This window comes from Ruthenibacterium lactatiformans (genome assembly GCF_000949455.1).
In the GTDB taxonomy this organism is placed as follows: Bacteria; Bacillota; Clostridia; order Oscillospirales; family Ruminococcaceae; genus Ruthenibacterium; species Ruthenibacterium lactatiformans.
The window spans coordinates 23,499-39,921 of record NZ_JXXK01000010.1; the positions used below are offsets into that span (position 1 = coordinate 23,499).

The 16,423-nt window shown below is 56.5% G+C and carries 17 protein-coding genes and 1 tRNA gene; 3 read left to right on the top strand and 15 right to left on the bottom strand.

The genetic code is table 11. The annotated features are described in order from the left end of the window. Positions 1 to 14: 14 nt before the first annotated feature. From TQ39_RS08540 to ylxM, 5 genes are all read right to left on the bottom strand, one after another. The gene (locus tag TQ39_RS08540) at positions 15 to 1,121 is read right to left on the bottom strand and encodes a WG repeat-containing protein (RefSeq protein WP_050005230.1); all 1,107 of its coding nucleotides are present in this window, start codon (positions 1,119 to 1,121) and stop codon (positions 15 to 17) included. 180 nt (positions 1,122 to 1,301) lie between these two features. Then, on the bottom strand, positions 1,302 to 1,535 hold the full coding sequence (locus tag TQ39_RS08545) for a KH domain-containing protein (protein WP_009324394.1): 234 nt from the start codon (positions 1,533 to 1,535) through the stop codon (positions 1,302 to 1,304). 17 nt (positions 1,536 to 1,552) lie between these two features. Continuing rightward, entirely contained in the window at positions 1,553 to 1,795 is a 243-nt protein-coding gene (rpsP, locus tag TQ39_RS08550) for a 30S ribosomal protein S16 (protein ID WP_009324393.1), read from the bottom strand. A 79-nt stretch (positions 1,796 to 1,874) separates the two neighbouring features. After that, the gene (ffh, locus tag TQ39_RS08555) at positions 1,875 to 3,218 is read right to left on the bottom strand and encodes a signal recognition particle protein (RefSeq protein WP_009324392.1); all 1,344 of its coding nucleotides are present in this window, start codon (positions 3,216 to 3,218) and stop codon (positions 1,875 to 1,877) included. A gap of 40 nt (positions 3,219 to 3,258) precedes the next feature. Then, entirely contained in the window at positions 3,259 to 3,630 is a 372-nt protein-coding gene (gene ylxM / locus TQ39_RS08560; protein ID WP_009324391.1) for a YlxM family DNA-binding protein, read from the bottom strand. Between the two features lie 255 nt (positions 3,631 to 3,885). Between ylxM and TQ39_RS08565 the strand changes: the two genes are divergently transcribed. Further along, entirely contained in the window at positions 3,886 to 4,785 is a 900-nt protein-coding gene (locus TQ39_RS08565) for a PLP-dependent cysteine synthase family protein (RefSeq protein WP_009324390.1), read from the top strand. 106 nt (positions 4,786 to 4,891) lie between these two features. On the opposite strand, the gene TQ39_RS08570 is transcribed toward TQ39_RS08565, so the two are convergent. The 3 genes from TQ39_RS08570 to TQ39_RS08580 form a co-directional block, all read right to left on the bottom strand. Continuing rightward, complete coding sequence (locus TQ39_RS08570; RefSeq protein ID WP_009324389.1) at positions 4,892 to 5,572, bottom strand: LrgB family protein; 681 nt, start codon at positions 5,570 to 5,572, stop codon at positions 4,892 to 4,894. Next, positions 5,565 to 5,933, bottom strand: coding sequence for a CidA/LrgA family protein (locus TQ39_RS08575; protein ID WP_050005231.1), 369 nt, complete (start codon positions 5,931 to 5,933; stop codon positions 5,565 to 5,567). Before TQ39_RS08575 ends, TQ39_RS08570 begins: the two co-directional genes overlap by 8 nt. A 121-nt stretch (positions 5,934 to 6,054) precedes the next feature. After that, positions 6,055 to 6,279 (bottom strand): helix-turn-helix domain-containing protein, encoded by a 225-nt coding sequence (locus TQ39_RS08580; protein ID WP_050005232.1) that lies wholly within the window; start codon positions 6,277 to 6,279, stop codon positions 6,055 to 6,057. A gap of 147 nt (positions 6,280 to 6,426) precedes the next feature. Here TQ39_RS08580 and TQ39_RS08585 point away from each other — a divergent pair, with 147 nt between their 5' ends. Then, positions 6,427 to 6,765: a hypothetical protein gene (locus TQ39_RS08585; protein WP_050005233.1), complete on the top strand. Its 339-nt coding sequence runs from the start codon at positions 6,427 to 6,429 to the stop codon at positions 6,763 to 6,765. 136 nt (positions 6,766 to 6,901) lie between these two features. Here the strand turns inward: TQ39_RS08585 and leuB are convergent, their stop codons facing one another. From leuB to TQ39_RS08610, 5 genes are all read right to left on the bottom strand, one after another. Further along, entirely contained in the window at positions 6,902 to 7,972 is a 1,071-nt protein-coding gene (gene leuB / locus TQ39_RS08590; RefSeq protein WP_050005308.1) for a 3-isopropylmalate dehydrogenase, read from the bottom strand. Positions 7,973 to 8,028: 56 nt separating this feature from the next. Further along, the gene (leuD, locus tag TQ39_RS08595; RefSeq protein WP_050005234.1) at positions 8,029 to 8,505 is read right to left on the bottom strand and encodes a 3-isopropylmalate dehydratase small subunit; all 477 of its coding nucleotides are present in this window, start codon (positions 8,503 to 8,505) and stop codon (positions 8,029 to 8,031) included. Between the two features lie 14 nt (positions 8,506 to 8,519). Further along, the gene (leuC, locus tag TQ39_RS08600; protein ID WP_050005235.1) at positions 8,520 to 9,785 is read right to left on the bottom strand and encodes a 3-isopropylmalate dehydratase large subunit; all 1,266 of its coding nucleotides are present in this window, start codon (positions 9,783 to 9,785) and stop codon (positions 8,520 to 8,522) included. Positions 9,786 to 9,838: 53 nt separating this feature from the next. Next, a complete protein-coding gene (locus TQ39_RS08605) occupies positions 9,839 to 11,518 on the bottom strand; it encodes a 2-isopropylmalate synthase (RefSeq protein ID WP_009324381.1) in 1,680 nt (559 codons plus the stop codon). 760 nt (positions 11,519 to 12,278) lie between these two features. Further along, positions 12,279 to 13,667 (bottom strand): TrkH family potassium uptake protein, encoded by a 1,389-nt coding sequence (locus TQ39_RS08610; RefSeq protein WP_050005236.1) that lies wholly within the window; start codon positions 13,665 to 13,667, stop codon positions 12,279 to 12,281. Positions 13,668 to 14,184: 517 nt separating this feature from the next. Between TQ39_RS08610 and TQ39_RS08615 the strand changes: the two genes are divergently transcribed. Continuing rightward, a tRNA-Arg gene (locus tag TQ39_RS08615) sits at positions 14,185 to 14,261 on the top strand. 230 nt (positions 14,262 to 14,491) lie between these two features. On the opposite strand, the gene TQ39_RS08620 is transcribed toward TQ39_RS08615, so the two are convergent. Both TQ39_RS08620 and TQ39_RS08625 read right to left on the bottom strand, forming a co-directional pair. After that, a complete protein-coding gene (locus TQ39_RS08620) occupies positions 14,492 to 15,922 on the bottom strand; it encodes a site-specific integrase (RefSeq protein WP_050005237.1) in 1,431 nt (476 codons plus the stop codon). A 21-nt stretch (positions 15,923 to 15,943) separates the two neighbouring features. Further along, positions 15,944 to 16,153 (bottom strand): helix-turn-helix domain-containing protein, encoded by a 210-nt coding sequence (locus TQ39_RS08625; protein WP_082052181.1) that lies wholly within the window; start codon positions 16,151 to 16,153, stop codon positions 15,944 to 15,946. Between the last annotated feature and the right edge of the window lie 270 nt (positions 16,154 to 16,423).

Below are 16,423 nucleotides of genomic sequence, written 5' to 3' on the forward strand. Positions count from 1 at the left end.
CGCGAAAACGGAGTTCACGCCGCCAGTGCCGCGGGCTCAACAAGGCTCCACACGCCGTTTTCGCGTACCAGTGCAAGACCATCCGGTGTGGGACAGGCGTATTCGTAGCGGCAGGGAACAGCTTCCGCGCCGTCGGCATTGAGGAAGCCCCAAAGCCCGTCCCGGCACACGGGGGCGTAGCCGTTGCGAAGCGGGTAGCCGCAGCCCGGGCGGGCATACACGACCTCGTCTGCATAAGTGCCTGTTTTTTCGTCCAGCACGCTTTGTGTGGCGCAGCGAGCCGCCCACACGCCGTCGTAAAGAAAATCTGTCACGGCCCGGCCCTCGGCGTTGAGATAGGCGGTCTTGCCATTCTTATATACGGAGCCGAGTCCTTCCCGAAACCAGCCCACAGCCTCGTAGGCTTCTTCGGTGAGCAGGTGCGGCGCATCCGCCTCGGCGGGCCCGGCGAAATTGTAGCAGAAAGCGCTGTCGATGGGCTGGGGATACAGCCCGCCCGTCATCTCGCTTTCAGCCATGACGGAAAGCTGAACGGGGAGGAATACGCCGTATCGCTCATAATCGGCGGCGGTGACAGGAGAAGGGGCTTGTGCGGCTTCACCCGTCCGGCAGAAGCCGGGCGCGGATGCGTCCACGTCCCAATAAAAAAGTGTGCCGCTGCCGCCGTGCCCCACTTCCAATGCGCCGTCCCCGGTTTCGGACAAGCGGGCGTTGACTGCATCCAGTTCATCCCAGTTCATTCCGTCGCTGCCCCATGACCAGTGCCCCAGATGGCACCGCGTCACGGGCTGCGGTGCGCGGCATTCCAGCACAACGGTGAAATCTTCCCGCATCAGGCCCCACAGGCCGCCTCGGCACATGGTGTAATACACAGGTCCGCTGCCGTCAAAGCCGCAGGCAAGGTACGGGTACGGTGTGGCATGATCCGCCACAGGCTGAATCTTTTCATAGGGAAGGTCCAAAGGCGGCGCTGCCTGTCCGGCCGTGCCGGAAGCCGGCGGTAGGGAGGAGGCTGCGGCGGAAGAGGATGGCACGGAGGCGGAAGAAGCGCCCGGCTCCGGCGCACACGCGGCCAGAACAAAGCACAGCGCCAGCGCGGCGGCACAGACATGTTTTTTCATAGAAGCTCCTCCTTGCGTGGATGTTTCCCGGATATGTCCGGCTCTGTCTGCTGTATTCAATATAGACGTTTTTTGTATCCGCGTTGTAACGAAAGCAGTGGAAACCAAAAAATGGCTGTCGCAAAATGCCCTTCAAAAGCACTTTGCGACAGCCATTTTCGTTGGCGGCCGAACCGTATTTTAGCCGATCTCCACCATGACCTTGGTGCCTTCGCGCACGGCGGCAGCACGCATGACCACGCGGATCGCCTTGGCGATGCGGCCCTGCTTGCCAATGACGCGGCCCATGTCGTCCTCCGCAACGGTGAGGTGATACACGATGATTCCGTCCTCATTGGCCTCGTCCACCGTAACCTTTACGGCGTCCTTGTCTTCCACAAGGCCTTTGGCGACTGCTAATAATAGCTCTTCCATTGTGTGCTCCTTCACGATTACAGAATCTCGTTCTTCTTCAGCAGAACACGAACGGTATCGGTGGGCTGAGCGCCGGTCGCGATCCACTTCTTCGCCTTCTCAGCGTCGATCTGGACAACAGCGGGCTCCTTGGTCGGGTCATAGTAACCGATCTCTTCGATGAAACGGCCGTCGCGGGGGAAGCGGGAATCCGCAACAACCACACGGTAGAACGGAGCCTTCTTCGCGCCCATGCGGCGCAGTCTGATTTTAACAGCCAATCCTGTCACCTCCTGTAATTTTTTAAAAACTGTATATCAGCGGGGCAAAGCCCCGTGATTACCGAAATAAAAGCGGCGCTTAGCGGAACATGCCGCCCAGGCCTTTCATGCCGCGCCCAAACCCCTTGGGGTTCTTTTTGAACTGCTTCATCATCTTCTGCATCTGTTCATACTGGCGAAGCAGGCGGTTAACGTCCTCCACGCGCGTTCCGCTGCCGGCGGCAATGCGGCGCTTGCGTTTGGGGTCAATGGTAGAGGGTTTGGCGCGTTCGCCCTTTGTCATGCTCTGGATGATAGCCTTCATGCGGCCAAGCTCTTTTTCGCTTTTGTCCAGCTCGTCGTCCGAAATGCGTCCCGCGCCGGGGAACATGGACATCATGGCGGCAGCGCCGCCCATTTTCTTTACCTGTTCGAACTGATCCAGCATATCGTTCATGTCGAATTTGTTCTGCATCAGGCGCTTGGCGGTTTCTTCGGCCTTTTTCTGGTCGGCGGTGTCCTGCGCTTTTTCAATCAGCGTCAGTACGTCGCCCATGCCCAGAATGCGGCTGGCCATGCGGCTGGGATGGAATACCTCCAGGTCGTCCAGCTTTTCGCCCACGCCCGCGAATTTGATGGGCTTGCCTGTAACGGCACGCACGGAAAGCGCACTGCCGCCGCGGGTATCGCCATCCAGCTTCGTCAGGATAACGCCGTCCAGGCCGGTGCTTTCAGAGAAGCTTTTGGCTACATTCACAGCGTCCTGGCCGGCCATTGCGTCGATGACGAGCAGCGTTTCGTCCACCTGGACGTTTTCCTTGATGCGCTGCAATTCGGCCATCAGGTCCCCGTCCACATGCAGGCGGCCCGCCGTGTCGAGGATGACGATGTCGTTCCCGTAGTCCTTTGCGTGGGCCACGGCCTTTTTGGCAATGGCCTCGGGCTTTTCACCCGGAAGGGCGAACACCGGCGCACCGGCCTTTTCGCCTACGATCTTCAGCTGATCGACTGCGGCGGGGCGGTAAATATCGCATGCGGCGAGCAGCGGGCGGTGGCCCTCCTTGATAAAGTGTTTGGCCAGCTTGGCGGTATGCGTGGTTTTGCCCGCACCCTGCAGGCCGCACATCATGATCACCGTCGGCGGCTTGGACTTGATGTGGATGCGCGCGGCCTCGCTGCCGCCCATCAGTTCCGTCAGCTCGTCGTTGACGATCTTGATGACCTGCTGCGCAGGGGTCAGGCTCTCCATGACCTCCTGTCCCATGGCGCGCTGGGTGACGCCGGCGATAAAATCTTTCGCAACTTTATAGTTGACGTCCGCTTCCAGCAGGGCCATGCGCACCTCGCGCATAGCGTCCTTAATGTCCTGCTCGGTCAGCTTGCCCTTGCCGCGCAGCTTTTTGAATACCGAAGCCAGCTTATCGCTTAAACTCTCAAATGCCATCGGCGGCACGCCTCGCTTTCCGTTCGTTATGCAGCGCTGTTCACGCCTCGCTCATGCGGTTGATGATATGCAGCATCTCGTCCGCAGCGCGATGGATGTCCTCGGACATCGCGTAATTGTTGTTGTTGTAGAAATTGATGTCGCGGGCGAGCTGCTCCAGCGATTCAATGCCCTCCTGTACAGCGCGGTACCGCCGCGCAAAGCCGACCTTGTCCTCCAGCTCCAGGATCGTACCCTCGCCGCGCTTGATGGCGTCGCGTACACCCTGGCGGGTGATGCCGAAGTTGTCCGCGATCTCAGAAAGGGAGAGGTCGTCGTTGTAATACTGCTCCATCACGTCGCGCTGTTTTTCCGTCAGCACGTCGCCGTAAAAATCAAGCAGGTACGAAATTTCGAGGTTTTTTGTAACCACCGCGGCCGCTCCTTTTCTCAAAATCATTGTGTAAAGCAAACCACTTTACACATCTTGTTCATTATACCGCACATGCGGTGTAAAGTCAAGGCCTTTTCAGCGGTTTGCCCATTTTTTTTGCAGCTTTTTGTGCGCTTGGCGCATGCCGGCGGCGAAATGCAAATTTTATGGAAAACGCATTCCCAAAACTGGGATTTTATAGTATAATAATCGTGATATTGTGTGCGGTTTCGCCGGGAAGGGAGCTGTTTCGTTTTGAATATCCACAAAAGCTATTATGAAACGCTGTACAGCCGCCCCGTGGTGGCGCTTTCCGGGTACTGTGCGAAGTACGATCTGCCGGATTCCCTGTATGCATATCTGGCCTACGGCGGGACGACGGGCTCCGCAAAGGACGCGCTGGCCGAAGGAATGCTGGCTCTGGCCACGGAAAAAGGCCTTTTGCAGCCGGGCCAGACGGTGATCGAGTGTTCCAGCGGCAGCTTTGCCGTGGCGCTGGCCGTGGCCTGCGCCCACAGCCGCCACCCGCTGATGCTCTGCATGCCGGCTACCGTGCCGCTGGAGCGCCAGCAGATGCTGACGAAGTTCGGCGCGCAAATCGTGCTTTCCAACTATGTTTACGGCCGCAGGGGCGTGGAGCAGCGCGCGCAGGAGGCCGTGGAGCAGACGGGCGGCTATTTCCTGAACTATTTCGACAATGACTTGAACGCTGAATTTCACCGCCGTGTAACGGGCCCGAACATCGCCAAGGCAACGGGCGGCGCGCTGGACGCGGTTGTTGCGGGCGTAGGCAGCGGCGGCACTATTACGGGCGTGGGCGAATACATCAAGGCATGGTACCCGGATGTAAAGGTGGTTGCCGTAGAGCCTTACGAGAGCCAGGCCATCGGCGGCGGGTACATCGGACGGCACAACATCCCGGGCCTGGGCGCGGGCTTTGTGCCGGAAAACTATAACCCGTACATCGTGGATGCCGTGATGGCCGTGCCCAGCCATACGGCCAACGTCACGGCGCGTGAGGTGCTGGAGACAGACGCCATTCCGGCTTCGCCCAGCGCGGGCGCCGTGCTGACGGCAGCGCACCAGTTGATGGCGGAGCACCCGGATCTGAAGCGGGTGGTCTGTGTGTTTGCGGGGCAGGTTTTGTATGAATAGGCAGCTGCCGTGCAGCCCGGTCCGGGCTGCGGGCAATAAAACGGTATAAAAATGAAGCGCGTGTGGAAGCCCACACGCGCTTTTTGAATGCTCCGGTATGCCGTGCTCACAGAAACAGCGCCGCGACCACGGTGATCAGCCCGCATACGCCGATGGCGATGCCGCTCATCGCCCCCTGAACTTCGCCCAGCTCCGCCGCCTTTGTGGTGCCCAGCGCATGGCTGCATGCGCCGATGGCAAGGCCCTCGGCCACAGGCTCCGTCACGTGCATCAGCTTGGCGAACAAAGGGGCGCACACCGCGCCGATGAACCCGGTGACGAGCACGGCCACCATGGTGATGGCCGCGATGCCGCCATGGCTTTCGGCAATGCCTACGGCGATGGGCGTGGTGCAGCTTTTGGGCAGCAGCGCGGCGGTGACGGCTTCGTCCAGCCGGAACAGGCGGCACAGCAGCAGCACACTTGCCAGGCTGAACAGGCTGCCCGCGGTGCAGCCCACTAAAACGGGTACGAAGTGGCGCTTGAGCACGGCATACTGGTTGTAGATGTTCAAGGCGAGCACAGCCGTGGCGGGGCCGAGCATCATGTTCACGATATCGCCGCCAATGGCGAAATCCTCGTAAGGAATGTCGAATATAAGCAGCACGCCGATGCACAGCAGAATAGCGATGACCAGCGGGTTTGCCAGTGTCAGCCCTGTTTTTTTCTGGACCCAGCGCCCGATCTGGAACGTGCCGATGCACAGCACGATGCCGAACAGCGGCGAGGTGGTGACAGCCTCAATCATGACGGGCCTCCTTTTTCTGAATGGCGCGCATGGTGAGCTGCACGGCCCAGGCCGTAACGCCGTACACCAGCGGCGTGGTGATGAAGCAGATGGCCAGCAGCGGCAGCAGGTTGGCCCACAGCACATCCGCATAGCGCAGGATACCCACGCCGGCGGGCACAAAAAAACAGGCCATGTTGGTGATGAGAAAATTGGATTTTTCTTTGATGTGGTGGGGGCGAAGCAGCTTTGTGGCAAGCAGGAGGAACAGCAGCACCATACTGATGACGCTGGCGGGGAAGGGGATGGGAAGCAGCGCCGCGATGCCCTCGCCTACCAGGCAGACCGCAAGCACGATGCCGATTTGTGCCATGATACCCATTGTAAGAACTCCTTTGGCATTTTTACAAAAAGAACGGTTATAATTATAGCACAATACTGATGCGCGAAAAAGACGGGTTCCCCAAAACACAGGGAAACCGCCGCGGTTCGGCCGCGGCGGTTTAGCGGAACTTCAAAAGCAGATAAGGCTCAATTTCAAGTGCGTCGGCAATGTCGAACAAAGTGTCCAGCGAAATGCCGATTTTGGCCGTTTCAAGGCGGCTGAGATGTTTGGGGCCGATGCCGATTTTTTCGGCCAATTGTTCTTGAGTGTAATTGCTTTTTAAACGGTAGTGCTTGATGTTCAGACCGAGTTCTCGCTTGTATTGTAAATTTTTATCGTCCATATCCGTTCACCACCTGTATTAAGTTTACAGATGAGAGCGGAATTTATGTACTATGCAAGAAATCAATTTTCCTATTTGACAGATTGATTTATGGCCTTTATACTGAGAATTATCAACTTGTGGTTACCAGTGAGGAAAGGGGAAAATATGGATTTTTTCGAAATCATTTATGGCCTGATGTACGGCGAATATGTCCTGGAAGGATACCGTGTGCCGCTTTCCCACATTGTTCGGCATGAGTTTCGTCCCGGTTCAAAAGCAAGCCGCATCTGGCAGAGGGCGGGCGATGCGCGGGAACGCATCGCCCGGCGCCTGGGCACGGATGATGAAGACCCGGACCTGCTTGCAATGGTGGAGAGCTACGAGGAGCTTCAGGAGTATATGTGCCGGCGCTGCTATGAATACGGCAGGCTTTGCCTGCGCCCGGCCCGGCACGGCGGGCAGAAGGGAAAAAGGCACGCGGTACATCGGCGCGCGGCCCAATAAAAACGGGGAACCCCGGCCCTGCGCCAGATAACGCAGCGGCCGGGGTTCCTGTCCCCAAGCTCTTTATACTTTCCCCAAAAGCACGCCGGTGAAAAAAACAGAATCCTCCACACCGGCATGCTTTGTTCGTGTGCGCTCAAATTTCCGCGCAGATGGCGTCGCCCATGGCCCTGCAGCCCACAGGCGTGCAGCCCTCGCTCATCATGTCGCCCGTGCGCAGGCCTTTTTCCAGCACCCGGTTCACCGCGGCCTCAATGGCGTCGCTTTCCTCTGCAAGGCCGAAGGAGTATTTCAGCATCATCGCGGCGGACAGGATGGTGCCGATGGGGTTGGCCTTGTCCTGCCCGGCAATGTCCGGCGCGCTGCCGTGGATTGGCTCATATAGCCCGCGTGTGCCTTCGCCCAAACTGGAGGACGGAATCATGCCGATGCTGCCCGTGATCATGCTGGCTTCGTCCGAAAGAATATCGCCGAACATGTTCTCCGTCACGATCACGTCAAACTGGGACGGGTCTTTCACGATCTGCATGGACGCGTTGTCCACATACATATAGTTGACCTCTACCTGCGGGTAGTCCCCGGCCACGCGCGCGGCCACGGCGCGCCACAGGCGGCTGGTGTCCAGCACGTTCGCCTTGTCCACCACCGTCAGCTTATTGCGGCGCTTCATGGCCGTTTCAAAGCCCACGCGCAGAATGCGCTCGATCTCATGCTCAGCATAGGGCATCACGTCTGTGGCCACGCGCTCGCCGTTTACGGTCTCGGTTTTGTGCTCGCCGAAGTACACGCCGCCGATCAATTCCCGCGCCACCATGAAGTCAATGCCTCTCGCCACGATGTCCCCCCGCAGAGGGCTCGCGCCGGCCAACTGCGGGAACAGCTTGGCCGGGCGCATATTGGCGAACAGGCCCATGGCGCTGCGGATGCCCAGCAGGCCCTTTTCCGGCCGCTTATCCCCGGGCACGCCGTCCCACTTGGGGCCGCCCACCGCGCCCAGCAGCACGCTGTCCGCCTCAAGGCAGGCGTCGATGGTCGCCTGGGGCAGGGGCGTGCCGTAGTTGTCGATGGCCACGCCGCCGATATCAACAAAATTATAGGCGAAATGGTGGCCGTATTTTGAAGCTACGGTCTCCAGCACCTTCAGCGCCTCGTTTACGATCTCCGGCCCGATGCCGTCGCCCTTCATCACTGCAATGCGTTTGCGCATGGTATTCCTCCGTTCCGGGCCGCCCGCGCCCTGCGCAAGAGCGGCCTGATTGATCATTATTTCAGCGAGTTCAGCAGCCCGCCCCTGTTCACGATGTTCTGAATGAACGGGGGCAGAGGCTGGGCCTGGTAGGTTTCGTTTTTCGTCAGGTCGGTGATGACGCCTGTGTCGAAATCCACACGCACCTCATCGCCCGCCGCGATGCCGTCGCTGGCGGCCTCGCACTCGAAAATGGGCAGGCCGATGTTGATGGCGTTGCGGTAGAAAATGCGCGCAAAGGATTTGGCGATGACGCAGGCCACGCCGCTCTCCTTGATGGCGATGGGCGCGTGCTCCCGGGAGGAGCCGCAGCCGAAGTTCCAGCCCGCCGCCATCACGTCTCCGGGCCTTACGTTGTTTTTGAACTGCGCGTCAATGTCCTCCATGCAGTGGGCGGCCAGCTCCTTATGGTCGGCCGTGTTCAGGTAGCGCGCGGGGATGATGACGTCGGTATCCACGTTGTCGGGATATTTGTGTGCTTTGCCCTGTACCATTGTGCCGTTCCTCCTTACACTGTCTCCGGGCTGGCGATGTGCCCGGCAATGGCGCTTGCCGCGGCGACGGCCGGGCTTGCGAGATACACTTCGCTGGCGGTATGGCCCATGCGGCCAACAAAGTTGCGGTTGGTGGTGGCAACACAGCGCTCGCCCTCGGCCAGAACGCCCATGTAGCCGCCCAGGCAGGGGCCGCAGGTGGGTGTGCTCACAACGCAGCCCGCGTCGATGAACGTGTCCATATAGCCCAGCCGGATGCACTCCTTATAGACGTGCTGCGTGGCGGGAATGATGATGGCGCGCACGCGGCGGGCCACCTTTCTGCCCTTGAGGATGGCCGCCGCCGCGGCCATGTCGGACAAGCGTCCGTTGGTGCAGCTGCCGATGACCACCTGGTCGATCTTCACGTTCAGCGCCGCAGCCTCGTCGATGGTCTTTGTGTTTTCGGGCAGATGGGGGAAGGCGACTGTAGGCTGGATGGCCGAAAGGTCGACGTCGATCACCTGCTCGTATGGCGCGTCTGCGTCGGGAGCATACACGGTATATGCGTGCTGCGCCCGGCCGTCCATGTAGGCGCGGGTCACGTCGTCCACCTCGAAAATGCCGTTTTTTGCTCCGGCCTCGATGGCCATGTTCGCCATGCACAGGCGGTCGTCGATGGAAAGGCTGGCCAGCCCCGGCCCGCCGAACTCCATGCTTTTATAAAGCGCGCCGTCCACGCCGATCCTGCCGATGATGTGCAGGATCACATCCTTGCCGCTGGCATGGCCCTGTAAAGCGCCTGTCAGGTTGAAACGGATGGCGGCGGGCACCTTGAACCAGCACTGGCCCGTGGCCATACCAGCGGCCATGTCCGTGCTGCCCACGCCTGTGGAAAACGCGCCCAGTGCACCGTAGGTGCAGGTGTGGCTGTCCGCGCCAATGACGCAGTCGCCTGCGGCCACAAGGCCTTTTTCGGGCAGCAGCGCGTGCTCGATGCCCATTTCCCCCACATCGTAGAAATTCAGGATATCGTATTTGTCCGCAAACATGCGGCTCTGCCTGGCCTGCTGCGCGGCTTTGATGTCCTTATTGGGGACGAAATGGTCCATCACCAGGCTGATCTTTGTTTTGTCGAACACGGCGTCAAAGCCCGCCTTTTCAAATTCGTTGATGGCCACGGGGCTGGTGATGTCGTTGCCCAGCACCATATCCAGCTTTGCCATGATGAGCTGGCCCGATACAACGGAATCCAGCCCGGCATGCGCCGCCAGGATCTTCTGTGTCATTGTCATTCCCATCGTTTTGCTTCTCCCTCCGGTGTTGTGTTTTTTGGACGGGTGTTTCCGTCAAATCAAAACAGTTCGCTCTGCCGGCGCCATTCGTGATTGTTGATGGCGCTTGCCAGTGCCTTGACGCTGGCCACCATGATATCCGTGTGCTGGCCCGCGCCCCATGTGGTTTCTCCGTCGGCCCACGTCAGGCCCACATAGGCCACGGCGTGGCTGGTGGAGCCTGTCTCCAGCGCGTGCTCTTTGTAGGTGAGCACCGAGAAATCCCGTCCGCTGCCTTTTTTGATGGCGTTGGAAACCGCATCCAGGCGGCCGTTGCCCTTGCCGGTATACTCCATGGTAATGTCGTTTTCCGTGACGGTGACCATCGCGTAAATGCCGTCTTTCTGGATGTAATGGGCCTCGGGAATGGCGAAGGGCGTTTCTTTATTGAGAAACTCGCTTTCAAAGATGCCGTAAACATCCTTGGGGTTCAGCTCCTTGTGCAGATGGTCGCTGACATCCTTCACCGCGTAGCCCAGCGCCTCGCGCATCTTGGGCGGCAGATCGTAGCCGTAATTCTGCTCCAGGATATATCCGATGCCGCCCTTGCCGGACTGGCTGTTGATGCGGATGACGTCCGTTTCATATTCGCGGCCCACGTCGTGGGGGTCGATGGGAAGATAGGGGACGGTCCATTCGTAAAGGTTTTTCTCCTCGCGCCATTTCATGCCCTTGGCGATGGCGTCCTGATGGCTGCCGCTGAACGCTGCGAACACCAGCGCTCCGGCGTAGGGGGCGCGCTCATATACATGCATGCGCGTGACCTTTTCGTATTCGGCAACAATGGCGGGCATGTCGGAAAAATCCAGCCCGGGGTCCACGCCGTGGCTGTACATATTCATGGCGACGGTAACGATGTCCACGTTGCCCGTGCGCTCGCCGTTGCCGAACAGCGTGCCCTCCACGCGGTCCGCGCCGGCCAGCAGGCCCAGCTCGGTGTCGGCCACGCCGCAGCCCCGGTCGTTGTGCGGGTGCAGGCTGAGGATGACGTGCTCACGATACTTCAGGTTGTCGCTCATGTATTCGATCTGGTTGGCATACACATGGCTCATGCTCATGGCCACGGTGACGGGCAGGTTGATGATAACGGGCTTTTCCGCCGTGGGCTCCAGAATGTCCAGCACCGCGTTGCAGACCTCCAGCGCGTATTCCGGTTCGGTGCCCGTGAAGCTTTCGGGGCTGTATTCAAAGCGGAAATTGCCCTCGTATTCGGCCGCGAGCTGCTTGACGAGCGCCGCGCCGTCCGTGGCGATCTTCCTGATCTCCTCCTTCGATTTTTTAAACACCTGCTCGCGCTGCGCCACGCTGGTGGAATTGTAGAAATGCACCACCGCGCTGGGCGCGCCCTTGAGGGCGTCGAAGGTTCTGCGGATGATATGGTCGCGGCACTGGGTGAGCACCTGCACCGTCACGTCGTCCGGGATGAGGTGCTGTTCGATGAGCGCGCGCAGAAATTCGTACTCCGTTTCGCTGGCGGCGGGGAACCCGACCTCGATCTCCTTGAAGCCCAGCTTGACGAGAAAACGGAAAAAATCCAGCTTTTCCTCCAGGCTCATGGGTACGATAAGGCTCTGGTTGCCGTCGCGCAGATCCACGCTGCACCAGATGGGCGGTTTTTCAATGTGGTCTTTTTTTGCCCAGCGCATTTCGCACCGGGGGGCGGGAAAATATCCGGGTTTGTACTTGTCTGCATGCATCATGGTTCCATTCTCCTTTTCCTGTTCGGTTTTGGGGGATGGCCATGGGAACGAAAAAAGCTCCGTCTCATGGCCGTTTGGGCCAAGAGACGGAGCTTTAAAAATCAGCTTCGCGGTACCACTCTTGTTGCCGGGAAACACCCGGCCGCTTCGTGCCATCAGCCTGCAAAACAGGCGAACAGCCTGACATGATAACGGTGTCAAACCCGGCTGCGCCTACTTTGCGAATGCATTTCAGCTTGCTGCTCGGGGGCCAGTACGCATCACGCCCGGCGCTGTTTTTCACCAGCCAACAGCTCTCTGCGGCTCGGGACTGTGTGCGGTTTCCCCGTCGTTGCATTTTTTCATATTGCTATTATTTTAATGGCCCGAGCGAGGTTTGTCAAGAGTTTTTTAGATGAGAAGTTTGATATATCAGCACCTATAAAAGCTCTTTAATGAGTGCAAACCAATATACTTGATTGTAAGTGGCGGCAATAGCGTCTTTTGAAACAGATTCTCCCCGTTCACGGCGAAGAAAAATTGGGTGGATACGAAGGAATTCTTCAAATGTGAACCCGCGAGGAGAAGATATATGGCATGAGGGAATATGCGATTGGGCATTGCTTACAAAAATGAAATTGTTTTTTGCGCATGCGCAAAACCAGAGAGGCGTACGTTGAGAACGTGGAACAGTATGAAATTCACAAGGGTGGAAAGAGTATGGAGCATATGCTTCCAAAGGCTATACATTTGATTGTCAGTCACTTTTGTCACCTCGGCTTCAGCCTACATTGATGTGCGCCTGGGGCTGTACGGCCCGGCGTGCTGCAGCACTGTCCTTGCGGGCGGAAAGGCTGATGGCCAGCGAAACCGGCCCCACGCGGCCGATGAACATCGTCAGCATCGTCACCACGCGGGCAAAGGGGTTCATCAACGGCGTCACACCCACTGAAAGCCCCACGGTGCCGAAGGCAGACACAGCTTCAAACACGCTGTTCACCTCGTTCAGCTCCGGCCCGGTATTGTAGAACAGCGTCATGGAGGCAGCGATCACAGCGAACAGAGAGAGCATCAGGATGGTGAGCGATTTATATACGGTTTTATGGTCGATGCGGCGGCCGAAGATCATGGCCTCGTCCCGGCCGCGGACGACGCTGGCCACGGCCAGCAGCACCACGCTGAGCGTGGTGACCTTGATGCCGCCGCCCGTGCCGCCCGGCGCCGCGCCAATGAACATGAGCAGAGACATGAAGATCTTGGTGAAATTCGTCATATCCCCCAGCGGGATGCTGTTGTAGCCCGCTGTGCGGGCGGAGACAGACTGGAACGCCGCGTTGGTGATCTTGTCGAACAGGTTCATCGGCCCCAGCGTGAGCGGATTGTTATACTCCATGAACAGGATGCCCGCAGTGCCCAGCAGGAGCAGCCAGCCGGTGATCCACAAAACCAGCTTTGTGTGTGTGCGCAGGTGGTGTGTACGGTGGTAGGCCGAAAGGTCCTGCCAGACAAGAAAGCCCAGTCCGCCGCTGATGATGAGCAGTGAAATAACAGCCAAAACGTACGGATTGCTCTGATAAGGAATAACGCTGCCGCCCGGCATGACGCGGCCCAGGATATCGAACCCCGCGTTGCAGAACGACGAGATGGAAATGAACACCGAGATGAAAATACCATCCGCACCGAACTGAGGGACGAACACAAGAGCAAGCAGCGCCGCACCGATGGCCTCGAAAACAAAGGCGACCTTCATAACGAACTGCAGCAGCGCCCGGGCCTGGCTGGCGTCCGAAAGGTTGATGCTCTCGCTGGCAAGGCGAAGGCTTTTGAAGCCCAGCCGACGCCCGACGGCAATGTTGAAAAATGTGGTAAGCGTTACCAGCCCCAGCCCGCCCACCTGAATGAGCAGCAGGATGACTACTTGGCCGAACGTGGAGAATTGCGTGTAGGTGTCAAATACCACAAGGCCCGTCACGCAGGTGGCGGAGGTAGCGGTGAACATGGCGTCCAGCATGTCCAGCATCTGTCCGTCCCGGTTGGAGACGGGCAGCATCAGCAGCAGCGTGCCGCACAGGATAACGGCAAGAAAGCTGCCGACGATCAACCGGGTAGGGTTGGTGTTTTTGCGCCGGGCGTTGTGGGAAAGCGCCTCGGCCAGAGAAAACCCCTTCAACAGAACACCTCATTTTGCGTGTTTGCATAGAATAATAGGTTATTAACAGGAACCGCCTATTTTTTTGCATGCTATTAATATACACTACCTCCGGACCAAATACAACCGCCAAAGGCGGAGGAAATGAACAAAAGCCGATTTCGCAGCGCGGGCTTGCAATTTTTTTACCGTGCCTTTATAATGGAATAGCCGCAGAAATGCGGTGGTTTTGTCTCCGTAGCTCAGTTGGATAGAGCGAACGCCTCCTAAGGTTGTGCTCTACCAGCTGCCTTACGGGGAAAAGTGATCGTTGCCAGTCTCAATTTAATATAAGTCTCTGTAGCTCAGCAGGATAGAGCGTTCGCCTCCTAAGGTTGTGCTCTACCAGCTGCCTTACGGGGAAAAGTGATCGTTGCCAGTCTCAATTTAATATAAGTCTCTGTAGCTCAGCAGGATAGAGCGTTCGCCTCCTAATAATCAGGTCATCAAAGTCCTGGGAGGCGAGTTGCTCCATCCTTGACCATAATAAATTGAATATGTCTCCGTAGCTCAGCTGGATAGAGCACACGCCTCCTAAGCGTGGGGCCGGCAGTTCAAATCTGCCCGGGGACGCCATAAATGCCGTAACTGCAAGAGGTTGCGGCATTTTCCTTTTCTTTTTCTTCTATGGGGATTAGAACGGATTACCTATTTGTCACCGGTTAGGAAGGAAATTCTTTATTCCTATCCGCTCCAATTTCCATTACAGGACTCGAACGATTTTTTGATCAATCTTGAAAAAATCGCTCATTTTGCTAATGAGCACTGCCGCAGCGTTTTGTGTCGTTTCATATCATCCTGTGTATTTATGCACCAATTAGTTTTTTGGCTAACTGGCTCATAATCTGTTCGCCATACTGCTCAACAAACTTTTTTGTAAAGGCATCCATGAGTTCAGGTTTAGCTGCCAACTGCTTCATCAGAGCTTCAGAATCAGGTTCAGCAGCGGCGCTCTCTGCGCGAAGCCTTTGTTCGACACCCCGCATATCCGCGTTTGCATAAAAGGCCATTTCAAACTTTTGGGCATTGACTTTTCGATCTTCATCCAGGATGTGCGCGTAAACCTGGGTAACCATGTCGCTTTGTGCATGGCCGGTATCCCCCTGCGTTGCCTTGACATCCCCCTTATTGATTTTCAGCTTATAAGTTGTGCTGGAGTGTCGGAGGGAGTGAAAAACTACATTTGGAAGACCAGCAGATTTTTTCAAACGTTCAAACTGGTTACCGATAATCCGATCTTCGCAGGGGCGTCCCGTTTCCTGTGCCAAAACCAAGTTATAGTCAATGTAATCGTCGCCCATAAATTCTTTGAGCTTGTCCTGTTTTTCTTTCCATTCCCGCAAAATATAGGCAAGGGTTCGGGGAATCCAAACTTTACGAATGCTACTTTCGGTTTTGGGCTTTTTCAAAACCAACCGTGTAGAAGACTTTCCACCCATCAAGCGTGGGAATACAAAAAGGATGTCTTTTTCACCAACCGCGTTAATAGCTTTCTGGTCAACACGGGCTAGTTCCTTTTCAATCCAGACGAAAGCGTCATCGCGAGCAATCTCTTCATCTGATATGTGAACACAGTCCCAGGTCAGTCCAGTTATTTCGCCCATTCGCATGGAGCAGGCAAAAGCCAGATTGATTGCAACATACAGTTTTCCGTCTGAACAGTGGTTGAGCGCATCCCGGATTATATCAGCGGTCCAGATAGCCCTTACTTTTTTCTCCCGCTTGGGCAATATTGCATCCTCAAATGGATTTTTCCCAACGATGTCCCAGCGGACAGCCTGATGGAACGCACACCGCATCAGTTTAACAATTTTTTCAATGGTGCAGGGTGTGACAAATTCTGTTCTGGCGTGTCTGTATGGAGTTTCAACGGGAGCTGTTTTCTGCAGTTTCTGGATGAACTGATCCACTGACCTGCGATTGATGTCCTGAACAATTTCATTTCCAATCAATGGGTTAATATAATTGTCGATCAAGCCATTATTTGAAGCATAAACAGACAATCCCCATCTTTTTGTTCCATATAGTTCAACAAAATCTTTCAGGAATTCTTTTACAGTCAGTTCGCTGGGAGGAATAAATGTGCCGTTGTTGATTTCGTTTTCAACTGCTGCTTTTCGTTTCAGTGCCTCTTTTTTGGTTGTGAAAGTTTCCCACTTTTGTTTCTTTTCACCTTTCGAGTCATCATAGGTGTAGACAACAGCGTATCTCTTTCCTCGTTTCTGTATTGATGCCATAGTTGTAGGCTCCTTTCCAAATCAATCGGAACCGTCAAGCCATTCGTCAAAGGACTTTTTGGAGATCCTTAATTTGGTTCCTATGCGCACGGATTTAAAAGCTCCGCTGGCACACAGGTTATAGATGGAGCGTTTGCTGACGCCCAAGATCTCAGCAGCCTCTGAAACAGAATAGCTTCGTTTTTCTGCGTTATTCCGATCTGTGTTTTCAAGAAATTGTTTATCAGCCACGATATGCCTCCTTTCTGTGTGGCCGACAAAGAAGCCTACGATTCCCTACATATATCATATACGCTTTCCCTGCCGCCACATCAACAAAAAGTAAAAAAACAAGGCGTTCGAGTCCAAAATATTTAATTGAGCTGCTCCAGGTCATTTCCTGCGCCGGGCTTTCCGCCGCGTATTACCAGGGCCTGCTATGCAGTATTTCAACCGTGGGTGAGCTGACAAGCCTTCGCACACTATCCGCGCTCCCTGTATAACCCCTGAAACAGAGTTATT